Annotated in this window: 16 protein-coding genes; 12 read left to right on the top strand and 4 right to left on the bottom strand. The window is 68.1% G+C overall.

Annotated elements, in window-relative coordinates; genetic code table 11:
- Window positions 1–47: 47 nt before the first annotated feature.
- The 3 genes from ACFZDK_RS34145 to ACFZDK_RS34135 form a co-directional block, all read right to left on the bottom strand.
- Complete coding sequence (locus ACFZDK_RS34145) at window positions 48–1,418, bottom strand: aldehyde dehydrogenase family protein (RefSeq protein WP_390977848.1); 1,371 nt, start codon at window positions 1,416–1,418, stop codon at window positions 48–50.
- 37 nt (window positions 1,419–1,455) lie between these two features.
- A complete protein-coding gene (locus ACFZDK_RS34140; RefSeq protein WP_390977846.1) occupies window positions 1,456–3,078 on the bottom strand; it encodes an FAD-dependent oxidoreductase in 1,623 nt (540 codons plus the stop codon).
- 232 nt (window positions 3,079–3,310) lie between these two features.
- A complete protein-coding gene (locus ACFZDK_RS34135; RefSeq protein WP_390977844.1) occupies window positions 3,311–4,237 on the bottom strand; it encodes a LysR substrate-binding domain-containing protein in 927 nt (308 codons plus the stop codon).
- A gap of 220 nt (window positions 4,238–4,457) precedes the next feature.
- On the opposite strand from ACFZDK_RS34135, the gene ACFZDK_RS34130 reads away from it, so the two are divergent.
- From ACFZDK_RS34130 to ACFZDK_RS34120, 3 genes are all read left to right on the top strand, one after another.
- Window positions 4,458–5,438 (top strand): NAD(P)-dependent oxidoreductase, encoded by a 981-nt coding sequence (locus ACFZDK_RS34130; RefSeq protein WP_390977842.1) that lies wholly within the window; start codon window positions 4,458–4,460, stop codon window positions 5,436–5,438.
- Window positions 5,439–5,681: 243 nt separating this feature from the next.
- Window positions 5,682–7,097 (top strand): amino acid permease, encoded by a 1,416-nt coding sequence (locus ACFZDK_RS34125; RefSeq protein WP_390977840.1) that lies wholly within the window; start codon window positions 5,682–5,684, stop codon window positions 7,095–7,097.
- A 152-nt stretch (window positions 7,098–7,249) separates the two neighbouring features.
- A complete protein-coding gene (locus ACFZDK_RS34120; protein WP_390977838.1) occupies window positions 7,250–7,483 on the top strand; it encodes an NAD(P)-binding protein in 234 nt (77 codons plus the stop codon).
- A 48-nt stretch (window positions 7,484–7,531) separates the two neighbouring features.
- Here the strand turns inward: ACFZDK_RS34120 and ACFZDK_RS34115 are convergent, their stop codons facing one another.
- Window positions 7,532–8,824: an MMPL family transporter gene (locus ACFZDK_RS34115; RefSeq protein WP_390977836.1), complete on the bottom strand. Its 1,293-nt coding sequence runs from the start codon at window positions 8,822–8,824 to the stop codon at window positions 7,532–7,534.
- A gap of 375 nt (window positions 8,825–9,199) precedes the next feature.
- On the opposite strand from ACFZDK_RS34115, the gene ACFZDK_RS34110 reads away from it, so the two are divergent.
- From ACFZDK_RS34110 to ACFZDK_RS34070, 9 genes are all read left to right on the top strand, one after another.
- A complete protein-coding gene (locus ACFZDK_RS34110; protein WP_390978080.1) occupies window positions 9,200–10,045 on the top strand; it encodes a 3-hydroxybutyryl-CoA dehydrogenase in 846 nt (281 codons plus the stop codon).
- A 1,258-nt stretch (window positions 10,046–11,303) separates the two neighbouring features.
- A complete protein-coding gene (locus ACFZDK_RS34105; RefSeq protein WP_390977834.1) occupies window positions 11,304–12,809 on the top strand; it encodes a MarR family transcriptional regulator in 1,506 nt (501 codons plus the stop codon).
- The gene (locus ACFZDK_RS34100) at window positions 12,806–13,378 is read left to right on the top strand and encodes a helix-turn-helix domain-containing protein (RefSeq protein ID WP_390977832.1); all 573 of its coding nucleotides are present in this window, start codon (window positions 12,806–12,808) and stop codon (window positions 13,376–13,378) included. The genes ACFZDK_RS34105 and ACFZDK_RS34100 overlap by 4 nt, the downstream gene beginning before the upstream one ends.
- 182 nt (window positions 13,379–13,560) lie before the next feature.
- Window positions 13,561–14,277 carry a ParA family protein gene (locus ACFZDK_RS34095; RefSeq protein ID WP_390977830.1) on the top strand — a complete coding sequence of 239 codons (717 nt, stop codon included), beginning with the start codon at window positions 13,561–13,563 and terminating at the stop codon, window positions 14,275–14,277.
- Entirely contained in the window at window positions 14,274–15,131 is an 858-nt protein-coding gene (locus ACFZDK_RS34090; RefSeq protein WP_390977828.1) for a hypothetical protein, read from the top strand. Before ACFZDK_RS34095 ends, ACFZDK_RS34090 begins: the two co-directional genes overlap by 4 nt.
- Before the next feature lie 126 nt (window positions 15,132–15,257).
- The gene (locus tag ACFZDK_RS34085; RefSeq protein WP_390977826.1) at window positions 15,258–15,569 is read left to right on the top strand and encodes a hypothetical protein; all 312 of its coding nucleotides are present in this window, start codon (window positions 15,258–15,260) and stop codon (window positions 15,567–15,569) included.
- A gap of 262 nt (window positions 15,570–15,831) precedes the next feature.
- Window positions 15,832–16,554: a DUF4365 domain-containing protein gene (locus ACFZDK_RS34080; protein WP_390977824.1), complete on the top strand. Its 723-nt coding sequence runs from the start codon at window positions 15,832–15,834 to the stop codon at window positions 16,552–16,554.
- A gap of 25 nt (window positions 16,555–16,579) precedes the next feature.
- The gene (locus tag ACFZDK_RS34075; protein ID WP_390977822.1) at window positions 16,580–17,131 is read left to right on the top strand and encodes a hypothetical protein; all 552 of its coding nucleotides are present in this window, start codon (window positions 16,580–16,582) and stop codon (window positions 17,129–17,131) included.
- Window positions 17,128–18,579, top strand: coding sequence for a hypothetical protein (locus ACFZDK_RS34070; protein WP_390977820.1), 1,452 nt, complete (start codon window positions 17,128–17,130; stop codon window positions 18,577–18,579). Before ACFZDK_RS34075 ends, ACFZDK_RS34070 begins: the two co-directional genes overlap by 4 nt.
- Window positions 18,580–18,631: the final 52 nt, after the last annotated feature.

Below are 18,631 nucleotides of genomic sequence, written 5' to 3'. Positions count from 1 at the left end.
CGCCGGGGAGGGTTGCGGGCAGGGCGCCGTGTGCGGGACGGAACCCGTCAGGAGAGACGGATGGTCTTCTTGTTGGCGAACTCGTCCAAGCCGAGCCGACCGAGCTCACGGCCGATCCCGGAGGCCTTCACGCCGCCGAAGGGCAGGTCGGGCTGGCTGCGGATGAGGGTGTTGAGGCCGACCATGCCGACCTCCAGCCGCTCGGCGATGTCCGCGGCGACGTTCTCATCGCGGGTGAACACGGCGGACCCGAGCCCGAAGCGGGAGTCGTTCGCGAGGTCGACGGCCTCCTCGACGGAGTCGACCTTGTACAGGACGGCGACGGGGCCGAAGAGCTCCTCGCTGTGGGCGCGCATGTCCGGGGTGACCCCGGTGATGACGGTGGCCGGGTAGAACGCACCGGGGCCGTCGGGGACCACGCCACCCAGGTGCAGCTCGGCGCCCTTGGCCACGGCATCCTCGACCTGTTCGGCGATCTCCCGTCGGCCGGACTCGGACGCCATCGGGCCGATGCGTGTCTCCGGGTTCAGCGGATCGCCGGTGTTCCACTGTTTCGCGCGGTCGAGGAACCCTTCGAGGAAGTGGTCGTAGAGGTCGCTGTGGACGATCATCCGCTTGGAGGACGTGCAGGACTGGCCGGCGTTGCTGAACCGGCCGGTCGCGGCCAGGTCGAGTGCGAGATCGAGGTCGGCATCGGGCAGGACGATGAAGGGGTCCGAGCCGCCGAGTTCGAGGACGCACTTCTTGAGATGCCGGCCAGCCTGTTCGGCCACGGTCCGGCCGGCTTCCTCGGAGCCGGTCAGTGAGACGCCCTGGAGACGGATGTCGGCGATCAGGGCGCCGATCTGCGAGGACGACACGATGAGGTTCTCGTAGACGCCCTGTGGCGCGTTGGCGTCGGCGACGACGGCGTCGATGAGGAGCGCTGTGCGGGTGCAGGAGCGGGCGTGCTTGAGCAGGACGGTGTTGCCGAGCAGCAGGTTGGGGGCGACGAACCGCGCCACCTGGTAGAGCGGGAAGTTCCACGGCATGATCCCAAGCACAGGGCCCGTGGGCGCTGTCCGGACAACAGCCCGTCCCCCGGCTCCGATCTCGATCACCTCGTCGGCCAGCAACCGGGCGCCGGCGCCGGCGTAGTACTCGTAGATCGAGGCGGAAAGGTTGACCTCACCCTCGGCCTGGGCGAGCGGCTTGCCCATCTCGGTCGCCATCGCCTCGGCGAGTTCGGCGCCGCGTTCCCGGTGCAGCTCGGCGATACGGGCGAGCACGGCGACCCGGTCCTCGATCCGGGCCCGGGCCCAGTCACGGTAGGCGTCGGTGGCCCGGGTGAGCGCCTCGGCGGCCTCCGTGTCGGACATCATCGTGTACTCGGCGAGCACCTCACCGTTGAACGGCGAGATGGTCTGGTAAGTAGGCATGGCGTGCTTCTCCAAACCGCGTGCGGGGGTGGGGGGGTCAGACCGCGGACGGGACGCGGACCTCGTAGCTGGGGTATCCCTGGGCCGCTTCGGCCTCGGAGATCGCGATGTACTTGTCGAGACCGCCGACGTAGAAGTTGGCGGTGCGGGCCTTGCGTTTGCCGGGGATGTTGTTGCCGAAGATCCACGACCCGGTCTCCAGGAACAGGGAGCCCTTGAGCGCGTCGAGGCAGGTCCGCAGCCAGTTCTCCTCGGCCTCCTCGCGCAGCCAGATGGAGGCGCCGGGAGTGTCCTTGACGTTCTTGACGGCCTGGGCGATCCACTTGGCCTGGACGCCGATGCCGGCGGGGTTGTTGACGAACGGGCCGTTGGGCCCGAGGACCATGAACAGGTTCGGGAAGCCGGACACGGTCATGCCCATGTGACTGCGGGGGGCGTCGGCCCAGTGCTCCTTGAGGGTCCTGCCGCCGATGCCGCGGATGTCCATGTTCCGGTAGCTGCCCTCGACGGCGTCGAAGCCGGTGGCCAGGATCAGGACGTCCAGCTCGTGAAGGGTGCCGTCCTGGGTGACGATGCCGTCGGCCACGAACTCCTCGATAGGGTTCTCCCGGGTGCTGACGAGGGTGACGTTGGGCTGGTTGAAGATCTCGAAGTAGCCGGAGTCGCAGATGGGGCGCCGGGCGAACAGCTCGGTCGGGGTGAGGTTGCGTGCCGTCTCCGGGTCCTTGACGGTCTCCTTGATCTTCCGCTTGATGAAGTCGGCGGCGAGCTCGTTGGCGGCGCGGTCGCTGGTGACGTCGCAGAAGGTCTCGTTGGCGAAGGTGTAGTTGCCGCCCTTGCGCCAGGCCCACTCGAAGATGGCCTCGCGCTCCTCCTCCGAGACACTCCAGATGCTGCGCGTGGTCTCGTCGACACCGAAGCCGATCTTGGAGGTGCGGAACTCCTCCCAGCGGTCCTCGCAGGTGGCCTTGAACTGCTCCAGCTCGGCCTCGGACCACTCGCGGTTGCCGGCCGGGACGGTGTACTGCGCGGTGCGCTGGAACGAGGTCAGGTGGGCGACGGTCTTGGCGGCCTCGGTCATGAACTGGATGCCGGTGGAGCCGTTGCCGATCACGCCGATGCGCAAGCCCGTGATGTCGAGGTCCTCGGGCCAGTCGGCGGTGTGGACGATGCGGCCCCCGAACCGGTCGATGCCGGGGAAGTCGGGGATGTTGATCCGGGAGAGCAGGCCGGCGGCGGTGATGAGGAAGCGGGCGCGGAACTCCCCCTTGTCGGTGACGACGTGCCAGCGTGCGCTCTCCTCGTCGAAAGCCGCGCGGAGGAGGGTGGTCTCCAGCTGGATCCGGGAGCGCAGGTCCCAGAAGTCGACGGCGTCCTCGACGTACCGGCGGATCTCGGGGCCGGGGACGTAGCGGGTGCGCCAGTCGGTCCGCTGGAACAGTTCCCTGTCATAGGGCAGCTGGTACATGAAGCTCTGCGTGTCGGAAAGCGCCCCCGGGTAGCGGTTCCAGTACCAGGTACCGCCGACCTTGGGCGCCTTGTCGATGGCGATCGCGTCGAGACCGGCGTCGGCGGTGAGGGTGCGCAATGCCATGACGCCGCCCATGCCGGTTCCCACGACGAGCGCATCGATCTCACGCACGGTTTCTTCGCTGCCCATGTATTGCTCCTTTGCGGGATCTCGCGCACAAAAAAGCGACTCGACCGGCAGTGCGGACGCACGCGCGACACGCGGTCATTTGTTTTCGCCTGGATTGCCGGATGGGAGTCGAGTGCGATTTCGACAACGTGACGTTACTTCCGGGAAATGTTGATCGCCAGATGGAACTGATGCGAAGGTGGCGGACGATTGTTTCCGGAACTGAAATGATCAATGCGGCGACGAGAGTGTTTCAGGCGACGGCGGACGCGCGTTCACGCTGCAGGTAGCGGCGCAGGTGTCCGAGTGCGGCTTCGACGGGTGGGTCGGCGGACGCGGATCGCCACGCCGCGCGCAGGTGGACGTCGGGTACGAGTTCGCATTCGCGTCGGGTGAGCGGGACGAAGACGACGTTGGGATTGGCCGTCGAGCGGGAGACGGATCGCAGGGCGAGATGGCAGCCGACCTCGGCCCCGACCAGCGCCAGACAGGAGGAGGTGTCGGGGGCCCACTGGACGTTGTTGATGCCGCCGGTGCCGTGGGCGTAGCCGAGGCGCCACAGTCGGTCGGTGGTGACCGATCCGGTGGCGTAGGGCAGAGAGACGAACGGCTCGGCGGCCACGTCCTGGAAGGAGACGACCTGGGAGCCGGCGAGCCGGTGGGTCCGGGGCACCGCGACCACGAGCGAGTCGTTGATCAGGACCTCGCTGTCGAGGCCGGGGGGCAGGTTGTCGAAGCGGCCGAGTCCGACGTCCACCTCTGCGTCCAGCAGGCGCCGGATCGTCGGCCTGGAGACGGTCTGTGAGGTCAGATCGAGGCGGATGCCGGGGTGGTCGGCGCGCATGCCGCGGGAGAGGGCGGCCACCAGTGGATGCGCCGCGACGCCGCAGAACTCGACCCGGACGGTGCCTGACTCACCGGAGACAGCGGCACTGACCGCGGCCTCGGCGACTGCGACCGCATCGAGTACCTCGCGGGCCGGCCCTATGAGGGCTTTGCCGGAGGGAGTGAGGGAGACCGAGCGGGTGTTGCGCTCGAACAGGCGGCTGCCGAGCTCGCTCTCGAGGGCCTGGATGGTTCGACTCAGGGGTGCCTGGGCCATGAAGAGCTGCTCCGCGGCACGGCCGAAGTGCAGGTGTTCGGCGACCGCGAGGAATGCCTGAAGTTGTCGCACGTTCACGGTCGTACACCTCCGCTTGTGATGCTCGACACCTACCATATGCTAACGTTCGTTAGTTAGCTAGAGTCTCGGGGCAGCGAGATTAATCCGGTTCCGACAACACACCGTTTCCAGTTCGGACGTATTCCGATCCCATGGCCCGGGACCCGTTGACTGACAGTTCGGCGGTCCTTACGTTTCATTTCACTTTCCCCGCGAACAGATTTAGGCGGCTGTTGAAATGTCTCTTGCAAGCAGCACCGAAATCCCGGTCGGCACCGGTCGTTCCGGTGGTTTGCTCCTCGTCGGTCCTCAGCAATACCCGAGCCTGGAGCGGGAGCGGGCGCTGGCCGAGGAATTCGGGCTGGACTTCGTGGTGGCGCCGGACCGGAAGGCGTTCCGTGCGTCGATCCCGGAAGCGACCGTGGTCATGGTGACCCCGTACGCGCCCGTGGAGGCCCAGGACTTCGCCGCGATGAAGAAGTGCATCGCCGTGGTGCGGTACGGCATCGGCTACGACAACATCGACGTGCCGGCCGCCCGGACGAAGGGTGTGCCGGTCGCGATCGTGCCGGGTGCGGCGACCGAGGAGGTCGCGTCGCACGCGCTCACCATGGGGCTGCTGCTGGCGCGGCGCATCCCGGCGGGGCAGTCGGCCATCGAGGCCGGCCGGTGGGCGGGCAGCGTCGGGATGGACACGCCGCGGTTCTCACAGCTGGACGTCGCGGTCGTGGGCATGGGCCGGATCGGCCGCCAGGTCGCCCGGTGGTATGCCGCCCTGGGCACGAACGTGCGCGCCCACGACCCGTTCGCGACCTTCGACTCGGTACCGGCCGCGCCGCTGAGGGAGCTGCTCGAACACTCCGACGTGGTGTCGCTGCACCTGCCGCTGTCGGCCGAGACCCGAAACCTTGTGTCGGCCGAGGTCATCCGGCGTATGCGACCACGCTCGGTCATCGTCAACGTCTCGCGCGGAGGACTCGTCGACGAGGCCGCGCTGGCGGACGCGCTGCGGTCCGGCCATCTGGCGGGTGCGGGCCTGGACACCTTCACGACCGAGCCGCTGCCGGTGGATCACGTACTGCGCGGTGTGCCGAACCTGGTGATGACCCCGCACGTCGCGTGGCGGTCCGACCTGGCGATGGACGCGCTCCAGGAGGCCGTCGTGCTGCGCGCCCGGCAGGCGCTGACGGGCAGGCCGCTGTCGGATCTGGTCACCTGACCGGACCGGCATCCTGCCGCGGCCACCTCCCCCCACTCCCGAACGTCTGCGCGGGCATCGGTTCCGGCGCAGCGAGCTCCACGCGGTGAGCCCGTACCTGAACAGGACGGCATCACACGGGGAGGCGACACCTACACCCAACCGGCCCCGCGGTAGCTCGGTGGGCCTCACCAGGAAGAGAAACTCATGGCACGACACGAGCAGGTCCCCACTGTGAGTGGTGAAAGACGAAGGGCGGAGGTCGTGGACCAGCCGCGGCATCTGCAGGGCAACATGGGCGTCGGCGAGCTCGCCATGAGTGTGCTCGCGTTCTCCGCGCCGCTGACCACGGTGGCCGGGTTCATCCCGGTGCTGCTGATGTTCGGCGGCAAGACCGGGCCGGCGATCTACATCGTGGCCACGGTCATACTCCTGGCCTTCTGTGCGGGCTTCACCGTGATGGGCCGTACCGTTCCGAACCCCGGCGGCTTCTACGCCTTCGTGACACAGGGCCTCGGCCGCTCGGCCGGTCTGGGCGGCGCGTTCCTGGCGACGTTCGGCTACTTCATGATCGGGTTCTTCGCTCCGCCGTTCTTCGCCATCACCATCCAGAGCTACGTGGAGAAGAACCTCGGCGGTCCCCACATCGGCTGGGGCTGGTACGCGCTGGCGATCGTCGCGGTGACCACCGCTCTCGCCTACCGGCGCATCGACCTCTCGGCGAAGGTGCTGACCGCGGTCATGGTGCTCGAGGTCATCGTCGTCATCATCTTCGACGTCGCGTCGTTCGCGCACGGCGCCCCGTCCGGCGCGGGAGGTGCTTCGCTCAGCCTGCCGTGGGTCACCGACCCCAACATCGGTGTCGCCCTCCTGTTCGTGGTCGGCAACTTCTTCGGTTTCGAGGCAACCGTGATCTTCCGCGAGGAGGTCAAGGACCCCGACAAGACCATCCCGCGGGCCACCTACCTGTCCGTGGCGGGCATCGGCGTCTTCTACGCCCTGGCCGCGTGGGCCTACATCGCCTTCACCGGCGCCGACAAGGCGCAGGCGGCCGCCACGGCCAACACCGGCGGGATGTTCACCGACGCGCTGACCGCGCTGGTCGGCAAGACCGTGGTGGACATCGTCACCGTCCTGCTGATGACCTCGATCCTGGCGTCGATGCTGTCCATCCACAACGTCACGGCGCGGTACATGTACTCCCTCGGTACCGACGGTGTGGTGCCGACGGCGCTGGGCAAGGTGCACCCCAAGCACGGCTCGCCCTACGCGGCCGCGTCCATCATCGGTGCGCTGTGGGCGATCGGCGTGGTGCTGTTCGTGGCGCTGGGCAGCGACCCGAACGTCCTGTACGCGCGTGCCTCCGGCATCGGATCCTTCGCGATCCTGCTCCTCCTGTTCGCTGCCAGTGTGGCGGTGTTCTTCTACTTCCGCCGCAACCCGTCCTCCCAGCCCGCGTGGAAGACAGCGGTGGCACCACTCCTGTCGGCCGCCGGGATCGGCGTGGTCGCGTACCTCGCGGTGGCGAACTACTCGGACCTGCTGGGCGGCTCCGGCTTCCTCACCTCGTTCTTCCTGTTCTTCACATTCGCCCTGTTCCTTCTCGGGATGGCCCACGCGCGCATTCTGCGTCGCCGACGCCCCGAGATCTACCAGCGCATCGGTCGCCAGGAACTGTGACGACCTCCCTCTGACGGCGGCCAGCCGACCTCGAACAGGCAATCACACGTCTCGCCCGACCGGGGTCGGCACCACTCTCCTATACTTACGATCGTTAGTTAGTTAACCGTTCATCGCACCTGTCGAACACTTCCGCAGCAACCGAGGCAGCCATGAAAACACCGGCACAAACAGCGCACGCGATCCCGTTCCGGGTCGCGGTCGTCGGCGCCGACCCCAGCGGGTGTTACGCGGCCCCGGCTCTGCGCAAGGGGCAGCCGGACATCGAGATCGCAGTCTTCGACTCGCTGCCGACGCCGTTCGGGCTGGTCCGGTACGGCATAGCACCGGACCACCAGGGCGCCAAAGGGGTCTGTACGGTCAACTGGACAGACCCGCCGCCGTGATCACTTCCAAGTTCCGCCGAGGACAAGGAAATACCACGACCTGTCCGTTCAAGCGGCAGGCCAGCTGCCTACTCCGAGGCCGAAGGACTCCGACAGCATGTCGTAAGCCTTGCGCTGGGTACTGGAAGTCGACTGGGAGCCATCGTCCGGCAACCCGAGTTCCAGCCTAGAGGCCGGCAGCGCGATCACGATCAGAGCAGCGACAGCCGCGACCATCACCCTCACCGGGCGGCGCAGGATCAAGGCCGCCCAGCGCTCGCCGAGCGAAACCTTGCCACGTTTGTTGCGCGGGGACCGCGCCCGGTCCGGGGCGTCGGCCGACATGCGTGCCCGAGTACGCCCGCGGGAGCGTTCCGGAGCGAAGCCCAGCATCGCCGGCACCAGGGTGACCGAGATCAGGACGGCGACGGCCCCGGCAGCGGCCATACCCATGGCCGTGAGGACGGGCAGGTCGACCACGGCCAGGCCGACCAGGGCGATCATCACTGTCAGACCTGCGAAGACGACGGCGGACCCCGCAGTCCCGTTGGCCCGCCCGGCGGCCTCTCGCGGGCCATGGCCCGCTGCACGTTCGGCGCGGTAGCGGGACACGATGAACAAGGCGTAGTCGATGCCGACCGCGATGCCGAGCATGGAGGCGAGGGTGGACGTGCTGCTGTTCAGGTCGAAGGCAGCGCTCACCGCGGTGATCGCACTCGTGTTCACGGCCACTCCCACCAGGGCCGTCACCAGCGGCAACCCCGCTGCCACGAGTGAGCCGAGCGTCATGAGCAGGATGACGGCCGCAAGGGCGAAGCCGACGGCCTCCGCGGAGACGCCCGACTCTGCGGGAGCGAGCGCGCTCCCCGAGGCTTCCACGACGAGCCCGGCATCCCGGCCGTCCTCCAGCGCACGTTCGAAGCGCTCGTGATCGCCGTCGGTCAGCTCGGTGGCCGCGGCCTTGTAGACGACCGGCACGTATGCCGTCGTGCCGTCCTCGCTGACGGTGCCGCCCACGAACGGATCACCGACCGACGCGACACCGGAGGACGAATCCCGCAGACCCTCAAGGATCGCGGCTATGTCAGCCTTGTGAGCGCTGCTGGTGATCTTCTCCCCGTCAGGGGCCCGCAGGACCACGCGGGCGGTGGCGCCTTCGACGTTCGCGGTGGGGAACTTCTCGCCCAGCAGGTCGTTGGCGCGCTGGGCCTCCGTACCCGGAAGCGTGAAGGAGGAGGTCGCGCTCTCGGAGCTGTTCGCCGCGGCCGCACCTACGGCGCCAAGGACGACGACCCAAAGGAGCAGCGTCAGCCAGTGCCGCTTGAAAGCGGCCCGACCGATGCGGTGCAGGAAAGTGGCCATGAGGGGATGACGAACTCTCTGTCGGCACGGATGGTGATCGGCAGCTCGGCCTCTGATGAAGTGCCGCTCGCCGTGATCACCATGCTTTCGTCGTACCGTGGCCCGCGGCCCGCGGCGTCAGCCGTGGGGCCCGAGTGGGCACGGGACTGTCGGCCATTCGGCCGACACCCACCCCGGCTCACCTCGGCTCTGCGGCCGACCCACTCCCCGATTCCCGTTCCTAAGCTGAGGGTATGGACCCGAGGTTTCCGCTCACCCCCGCCGTCAGGCGGCTCCTCATCATCAGCGGCATCCTCACCTTCGCCAGGCGGCGTTCCGGTGAGCGCCGGGCCGGGTGCGGACATCCGCGGGGTCGGGGTCGTCGGCTGCGGTCTGATGGGTGCGGGGATCGCCGAGGTCTGCGCCCGGGCCGGCCTGGACGTCGTCGTGCACGAGGTGAACCCGGGTGCGGCCGAGGCCGGCCGGGCCCGGATCACCGCCTCGCTCGACCGCGGCGTACGGCGCGGCAAGCTCTCCGGGGCGGACCGTGACGCAGCGCTCGGCCGGGTGCGGGTCTCGACCGACCTGACGGACCTGGCCGACCGGGACCTGGTGGTGGAGGCGGCGACGGAGGACGAGAAGGTGAAGGCCGAGCTGTTCGCCGAGCTCGACCGGATCGTCGTCCGGGAGGATGCGCTGCTCGCGTCGAACACCTCCTCCCTGCCCATCATGAAACTGGGCATGGCCACCGCCCGCCCGCACCAGGTGATCGGCGTGCACTTCTTCAACCCGGTGCCGGTGCTGGAGCTCGTGGAGATCGTGCCGTCCTTGCTGACGGCCCCCCAAACACAGAGCAGGGCAGAGGAGTTCGTCACCCGGGTCCTGGCCAAGAAGGTGATCCGCGCCCAGGACCGGGCCGGCTTCGTGGTCAACGCCCTGCTCGTGCCCTACCTGCTCTCCGCGATCCGGATGCTGGAGTCCGGCCACGCCTGCGCGGAGGACATCGACACCGGCATGGTCCTCGGCTGCGCCCACCCGATGGGCCCGCTGAGCCTGGCCGACCTGATCGGCCTGGACACCCTCACCGCCATCGCCGAGGCGATGTACGCGGACTTCAAGGACCCGTTGCACGCCCCGCCGCCCCTGCTGCTGCGGATGGTGGAGGCCGGACTGCTGGGCCGGAAGTCCGGGCGCGGCTTCCACCACTACTCCGAGCACGACTCTTCCAAGAAGGGCAACTGACCTCATGGCACGAGAAGTTCGAGGTGTACAGGATGTCAGGAGAGCGCCGGCTGCCGCGCGAGGCGGTGGGGCCTCGCCCCCGTAGTCGGCCTTCCGCGCATCTCCTGGATGGCCCCTGACGCCCGGCAGGTCGGTCTCGGCCAGGAACCGCCAGCCCCGGGCCGTCGCGCATCAACCGCCCCGCCTGAACTTGTTTCCGCAGGACATGATCGCGAAAGGCGTGCACCACCTGCAGCGAAGAATCTGCTGGTGAGTTGCCTCCCTTTGGCAGCCGACTACAGCCACTCAGCATCTGTTCAGCGGCTCGTCGGTCTGACTGCTAGCCGCGCCGCCCCCATCCCCGATGCGATCCAGCGCGTGACTTCACACCATCCTGACCAGCGGCAACACGCTCAACAGCCTGAAAGGGTGCGGATTCGACCCGGATTCGACCCGAGGGCCCCAGAATCCAAAACGAACCGTAGTTGACCTGCAGTGATGCTGATTCTTGCCGCTGTACCGAGCATCCGCCGACAGAGGAGCCTCGCAATTGAAACTAAGTAGACATTTTTGGGCGATTAACGCCACGCGGTGAGTAGTCGCACTCGCCGTCGCCCTCTCCGGCTCCCCCGAGCACGAACCGAATGGCCGCACCACGCGGCACTCCACTCTGGCGACTAGGGGCTGACAGAACAGAGCTCTGACCAGCCTCTTTACAGAAGTTCTTCCGCCTGGCAGAAGCCGTCTTGCCGAGCCGATGCAAGCCTCACGACCCTGATTCCAACCACGGCACGCGGGGCGAGGACGCCCCGCCGACAGGGACGGGAACTGCCATGCCGCACATCACCGCTTTTGCCAGGAACCAGTGGTACAGCTAGCGCATCTTTCTGACCTGCGCTTATGCGAGGCGATGAGGCTGTGACCTGCTAGGACGGGTTGCAGAGGCGTTCGGAGGCAGTCAGAGCAAATCGCTCTGATTCGACCCCGGTTCGACCCGGGTCACTCAGAGGCAGTCAGAGGCATCAGCCTCGATAACTGGCCTTTGGCGGACCCGAGTTGGCCGGTGTGGATCACGGGTGGGCGACTCTGGCGGCGCTCTGTTTCGACCTCGGTCGAGCTGCGATGGGGACGCCTGCCTCCGCTCGGGGCCAGGCTTACGAGGTCCTCCAGGACGGCCATCCTGGGGATCTCGCTGGCACGGACGGAGGACGGTTCCGGACACCACCCGTGGTTTTAGCGGGCCTGGATGGCGTCCACGTCTTTGCGAGACGACCCCACCGTGACAGACAGCACTCATCACGCCCCCTCTCAACGCAACTTCACCGAATTCCGCGGCATTGTCGACCAAGCCCAACTCCCGTCGGCCGCGACCGATCTCATTCTGCTCGGAGACCTCACCGGCCGCTACGCCACCGGCAGTTACAGCCGACTCTCCTCCGACCGTCGGAGCGTGGTCCTGCGCGGGGACCGCCAGGGCGCGGCCGAGCACGGACACCGGATCACCGCGGCCATCGCCTGCCACGTCGCCCGCGCCGGCGGCACCGTCGACCAGCTCACGCAGTTCCTGCTGCACCCCGACCACGAAGGCGGACGGCACACCCGGCACATCGCGCTGCGTTCCGGGCAGGCGCGCGCCCTGGACTACATCGGCCGGGTCTGGGCCAGCGCTTCCAAGACGGTCAGCACCACCATCGCGCTGAGCTCCCGGCACGACGCGTACGAGGTCCTCGCCGCACTGCGCGACCGCATCGAAACCACGCCCTGGCGCGGGGAGCGGGGCCGGACGGCGCTGCGGGTGCTGCGGGCGCACCTGAACTTCGCCGAGATTGCGGGCGGACTCCTGCACCACGCCAGTGAGCGGCAGACCGCGGAGGAAGCCGGGATCTCCCGCACGACGCTGCGGGCCGTCTACGAGGCAGCCCTGAAGCCGGGAGGCTGGCTGCGGCGTCTGCGGGTGGGCCACGGCCGGGAGGGCTCGACCTGGTACCTGAGCGACGGCGATATCTCCGGTCGCGGTGGCCCGGCTCTGCTGTCTCGTTTCCGGTCCACTCAGTTCCCCCCCGACCCCGCACTTGGGGAGTGGACCACCCCTGAGACGGCCCCGACGGCCGACATCGACTCCACCGTCCTCGCACGTCTGATGGGCCACGACGCCTTCGCCCACCACGGCCTTGGCAGCGCCGCCCTCATGGTCATCAGCGCCCTGCACCAGCACCCCCACCAGAGCGTTGCCGAGCTCGTCAGTACGTCCTCGGTCTCCCGCGCCACCACCTACCGGACCCTCAAACGCCTCGCCGACCACGGCCTCGTCCAGCACACCGGAGAGACCTGGACCCTCGCGCCACGCGCTCTGGAAGGCTTCGGGACCAGCCTCCCGCACACGGACACCGGCCACACCGCAGCGCCGGCACAGGGCTGGGACCACATCGCCGAGCAACACGGCACCAGCGGCCTCGCGGCCCAGCGCAAGGCCCTGCACACGGCCGAGCGGGCGGCCTACCAGCAGGCACTGGACCGGCTTGCGGAACACCGCAGCAGGGCTCTCGTCATCGTCCGCGACGGCCACCCAGTCCTCGTCCCAACGCCGCGACCCGACGAGATCCCGCCTACGTGGCACACCGCCGACGGACGCGTCCTCGATCCGCTCACCGGTCGTCCGGCCGCTGACTGGCGGGTCGCCACCGACGGCCGCCTGATCCTCATCACCCCATCCGACCAGCGTAGTTACGACGAGCTGGCCGCTGCCCATGCCGAAGCCCTCAGCGAATGGGAGTCCGTCGCATGAACCCAGAACCCCCGGCCACCTCTGACGCGAGCGAGGCGGTGACGCCCCAAGTCCTGCGCGAGCAGTACGAGTCCGGTGCCACGGTCGACGAACTCGTCGCCGCCAGCGGCCTGTCCTACGGCACCGTCCTCAACCGGCTACACGACGCCGGAACCGTCATGCGCACCTCCTGGCAGACACGCCGGATGCGGCAGAACCCACAAGCCCGCCGGCGCCTCGCGGCCCACCTGCGCACCCTGTACGAGCAGCACGGCGCGACCCTCACCGAACTCGCCGCAGCCGCGGGAGAGACGAGGCGCAGTGCCCGGCGCCTGCTGATCGAAGCCGGCGGCACCGTACGCACCACCCAACAGACGCTGCGGATACGTGCCGCAGCCCGGGCCGCCGAACGGCACAAGCTCGCGCTGTCCCTGCGCGCCCGGTACGAGGCCGGAGCCACGGTGCCGGAACTCGCCACGGAGCACACCTACTCCGTCGCCACCGTCTACCGGCTCCTGCACCAGGCAGGCACCCGCATGCGGCCCCAACACAACCACGGTCCCACTTGCGGTGAGGGGCAACGGCCATGAGCACACCCGATGGAACTCTCCATCGCTCCGCCCACCGCATTCCTCAGCTGCGCCACCTGTCCGAAAGCCATCCCGACAGCAGCCACGGCGCGCGGGCACCTCCCCTGTCCGCACGCCGACGCACCTACCGATCAGCACCGCACGAGACATCACCCCTTCCCCTTTCAGGAGATCAAGCACACGTGAACGAGAACACCCGCCACAAGACCCTGGCCACAGCCACAGAACACGTCTGGGACGCGTTCGTGATCGTCGTCGGCATGCTCAAAGGCGGCACCGGCAAGACCACCTCCGCCTGGTTCATCGCCCTCTACTACGCCGTCGTCCTCGGCCTGCCCACGCTGCTGCTGGACGCCGACGCGACCAGCCAGTCCGCCTACGACTGGTTCAAGGTCGCCCAGGCCGCCGGCTTCGAGATTCCCGAGAACCTGGTTGTCGAGCGGTACCCGTTCGACGACATCGCCGAGTACATCCGGACCAAGCGCGCCGAGTTCGGCGCGATCGTGGTCGACGCCGGCGGCGGCAGCGCCCGCATCTTCCACGAGGCTGTCACCGAGGCGAACCTGCTGCTCGTCCCGGTCGCCCCCACCAAGATCGAGCGCCGCAAGCTCGTGGCCACCTTCGACGAGGCCGAGCGCGCCGCCGCCCGCAACGAGCAGGGCGTCACCGCCCACGTCGTGATGGTCAAGGCCGACGACCGCACCAGCCTGCCCAGCCGGGCAAAGGACCAGCTCCTCTACCCCGCCGAGGGCGAGGGCATCGGCCCGGACCGCGACGAGGCGTTCCCGCTCGCCGAGACCACCATCCACTCCTGGGTGCACTACATGGAGGCCTTCGGTGAGATCCCGACCGAGCTGAGCGAGTACGCCGAGCTGATGAAGGAGCTGACCGCAGCATGACCGAACGCATGAAGCCCCCGGCCCGCCGCACGGGCGGCCGCACCCTGGGCGGAGCCAGGAAGACGACCCCGCCGCCCCCGCCGCCGGCCGCCGAGCTCACCCCCGAGCAGTACGCCGCCGAACAGGCCGCCACCCAGGACGAAGGCCATCCCGCTGCCAGCGAGGCGCAGGCCCAGCACGCACCTTCCACCGTTCCCACCGAGGCGTCGGCACAGGGCAGAACCGAAGCGGTACCCGAAGTCACACAGATCTCCGCCCAGCCGACTACCGAGGCGCCAAGCGGCTCCGTGCCGGAGCCGACCGCCAGTCAGCCGGTTCGCCCGGACGTCGTCGCCCCCGAGGCGGGGGCTGGTGGGGAGCCGGTGGAGCGGCAGGTGCCGCCTGTGGTCCCGGCCTACGAACCTGCAGCTCCTGCGGTGCGGCCGGCGCAGCCGAGCGAACCCGCTGTGCGACACGGCCTGTCCCACATCACGTCCGCAGTTCCTGATGTGCCCCCGGCCGCCGAGGTGGCGGTCCGACCGGCGGCTGCTCCAGTCGCAGGAGGTACCGCGTTCCCGGTGAGGACCGATGGTCCGGGATCTCACCAGGAGCAGTACGTGCAACCGGAGGCAGCCCCCAGCGAGGGAACGCCGTGGGCTCACGGTCCTGGCCGTCCCAAGGACATCCCCGAAACGGCCGTGATCCTCAACCAGCGCATCATCACACGCGAGAGTCTCGACTCGTCGGTCCCCGCGGCGCTGAAGCTCAAGAAGCGGATCAAGCGCTTCGCGCTGGACAACGAACTCGACCATCTGCCCATCAGCGACATCGTCTCGGTCGCTCTGGACGAATGGCTGACCGCACGCGGCTTCTGATGCCGCGTTCATCTCCCAGGGTGTCCGCGAACGCTTGTCTCGTTCGCGGACACCCGTCCCACCAACTATTCCACTAGTCGACTAGGCGGCTGGCTAGTCGACTAGTGGGCCGGACTGGAGCAGCCCGTGCCCGATCTCTCGCGCCACGCCCGTCAGCTGCGTGAACTGGCTGACGCTCTCGACGCGCAATCTGACCTGACCGACGACCCGTTGGCGCCTCATCCGGATACATTGGACGTCATCAATGGCCGCCATATCAGTCGTGGGCAGATCAACTACGCCGTCCCCGACGCTCTCCAACTGCAGCGGCGCATCCGCCGGTACCACGCGGACCACGGTGTTCAGCACGGCGACATCGTCGCCATAGCTCTCGACACATTCCTTCGCGCCAAGGGTTACCCTCCCGACCTCACCACGCCCAAGACAGAAGAACAGTAGTCACTCGGCCGGCCCGCGATGTCCTGCACTTTGGGCGAAGTCAGTGAAGCCCTCGAAATGTCCAGGTGCCCAGCCTCCGAGTCTCCTCCCCCATGCGTGCACCGGTCGTTGTCAGTGGTCCCTCCTATCCTGAGTTGACGTGGACCACGCGTGAAGGAGGAGGATCACTCCATGGGGTGGGACAACAACGCGCGGCCTCGGCCTCCCAGATCCGGCCGGGCTACGACGGGCACTCTGGTGTCCTTCTCGGAGCACTGATCGGATGCCGCAGCGCAGCGTCCAGCAGCGGGCTGGGTTCCGGGGCGAGGCATTCGTCGACAAGGCCGTCTCCGACGCCAGCCATGTGTGGAACGACACCAAACGTGACTTCGCCATCGACGGTCAGATCGAGTTCGTGGACGCCGACCGGGAAGTCACCGGTGTCGCTGTCCTGGCCCAGGTGAAGGGCACAGAGGTCGGGTTTCGGGGCGAGACCGCGACCGGATTCAAATTCACCTGCAAGGCCGACCACATCGCTTACTGGCTTCGGCTGGGCCGTGCGGTCGTGCTCATCTGCGTGGACCTGCGTGTCCAGCAGGCGTGGTGGAAGCGCGTCGATACCTGGTTCGCCGACCCTGAACGCAAGGCACGGCGCGTCGTTCAGTTCGACAAGGCCGCAGACCGCTTCGACCTCGATGCCTTCAGCCGTCTGTCGGCCCTGGGCGTGCCTGCCGGAGAGCCGCTGCCACGGCTCGAAGGAAGCGAACAGCTCGTCTCGAACCTCCTCACGATTGAGGGCTTCGCCCCGCTCATCTACGAGGCGTCCACGCCGTGCCGTGACCGCGGTGATGCCTGGGAGCGGATGCGCTCGAACGAGGGGCTTCGTCCTGGCCGCCGGACGGATCTACTCGCTGTGCCGACTGGACGAGGGCCCGCTCGCCGTGCTCTGCGACGGGCCGGTCACCTCCATCCCCACACAGAACTGGGCGACCACCGAGGACCCTGACCTGCAACGCCGCTTCGTTTCCCTGTTGAACTTCACCCTTCGCTCCGCCCACCATCCCGAGCTGGTCTGGCATCCCACGAAGAAGATCGTCTACATGCAGGCCCCACCGGACCGATCCAGCCGAAAAATCAAAGGACGCTACCGCGGCAGCCGCGGGCGCACCTTCTTCACCCCGTACTTCGGCAAGGACGACACAACCAAGATCAGCTTCTGCCGTCACTACGCTGCCAGCCTGTACTTCCGCCGCTGGAGCGAACAGTGGTACCTGGAGATCAACCCCACCTACCACTTCACCATCGACGGCCACCGCGACTCCCTGTACGACGCCGAGTACGTCCAGAAAATCAAGCGACTCGAACGAAACAACGCCGTCTACCAGCTCGTACGCGCCTGGGCCGACTACTTGCAAGGCGACGACACCCTGTTCAGAAGCCGCGATGAGCGCATCCGATTCAGTCAGCTCCTCACGCTCGACTGCGACGCCGCCATCGACGAAAGCGTCTGGATCCCGCAAGAACCAGCGTCGAAACCGAGCGTGAACGGGCTGGCCGAGGGACTGTGGGAGCTGCCGCAATGAAAGCACCAGTGCTGCACGAGCCGGAACTGGAGTTCCGCGCCGGAAACCGCCACATCGATCCCCGCTACGGCATCAGCGTGTACGGCCCCGCCGACGCCGACTCCCCCACCGGACCACACCAAATCCCCATCGCCCTGGTCGGCCCCACCCCTGCGGTCGACGGCATCCGAAACTGGCTCCAGCGCTGCCAGAACCACATCGAGGCCAAGGACACCAAACCCGGCCAGGAGAACCTGCACCAGCCGTTCCCCGGCTTCAGCACCGACTCCCCATTCGGCGCCGAACTCGTCTTCGACGACGCCCTCGTCCGCGAGATCCCCGAACGCCAACTGCGCCGCCTGGCCCGCGCCGACACAGCCTCCGCCACCAAGGACGCAGTCGATCTCTACGCCGACGCCGCCCGGACCCTGGCCGAGACCGGACGCTGCCGCGTCGTGATCTGCGCCCGCCCGGAAGAACTCCAGGACCGCGAAGACCACCCACCGTCGGAGGAGCCCACAGGCGAGCACTTCGAGGAGCAGGAGGAGCGAGAGACCGGAGGCGACTTCCACGACCTGCTCAAGGCCACCGCGCTCACGCTGTCCGCTCCCCTGCAGCTGATGCGCAAGGAGACCTGGACCGGGATCCCCAGCAGGACCAACGGGCAGACCGTCCGCCCTCTGCAGGACGAGGCCACCCGGGCCTGGAACCTGCACACCGCCCTGTACTACAAGGCCGGCGGAACCCCCTGGCGCATGCAGCGCCACAGCTCCGACCTGGCCACCTGCTACGTCGGCGTCAGCTTCTACCGCAGCACGAACGGAAACGAGCTGCACACCGCCGTCGCCCAGGTGTTCAACGAACGCGGCGACGGCGTCGTCGTCCGCGGCGGCACCGCACAGATCTCCAAGACCGACCGCCAGCCCCACCTGACGCTCCCCGACGCCCGGCAGCTACTGCTGGACGCCCTGGCCGAGTACCGCACCACCCACGGCCACCAGCCCGCACGCATCGTCGTCCACAAGACCTCGAACTTCACCACCAGCGAGACCGACGGCTTCCACGAGGCCGCCGACATGCGCGACATCGACCATGTCGACCTGCTGTGGATCCAGCGGCGCGGCGCCCCGCGCCTGTACCGCACCGGACAGCTCCCACCGCTGCGCGGCACCAGCGTCCAACTGGACCCGCGTTCCCTGCTCCTGTACACCCGCGGCTCAGTGCCCTACTTCCGGACCTACCCCGGCCTGTACGTCCCCCAGCCGTTGCTGATCCGGCCCGCGACGCACGGCACGGATCTGCTGTCCGCCAGCACCGACATCCTCGCCCTGACCAAGATGAACTGGAACAACGCCCAACTCGACGAACGCGACCCCCTCACCCTGCGCACCGCCTACCGAGTCGGCTCCATCCTCAAACACGTCCCCGCCGACGCCCGGATCGCCACCCGCTACGCCTACTACATGTAGAACTCGATCGCCGCCCCGGCCACCGAGCTTTCCGCGGTTTCGGCTGCGGCGG

The sequence above is a fragment of the Streptomyces sp. NPDC007901 genome, assembly GCF_042959465.1.
Lineage (GTDB): Bacteria > Actinomycetota > Actinomycetes > Streptomycetales > Streptomycetaceae > Streptomyces.
The sequence above is the reverse complement of the archived record's forward strand: the minus strand, read 5'-3'. Positions and strand labels throughout refer to the sequence as shown.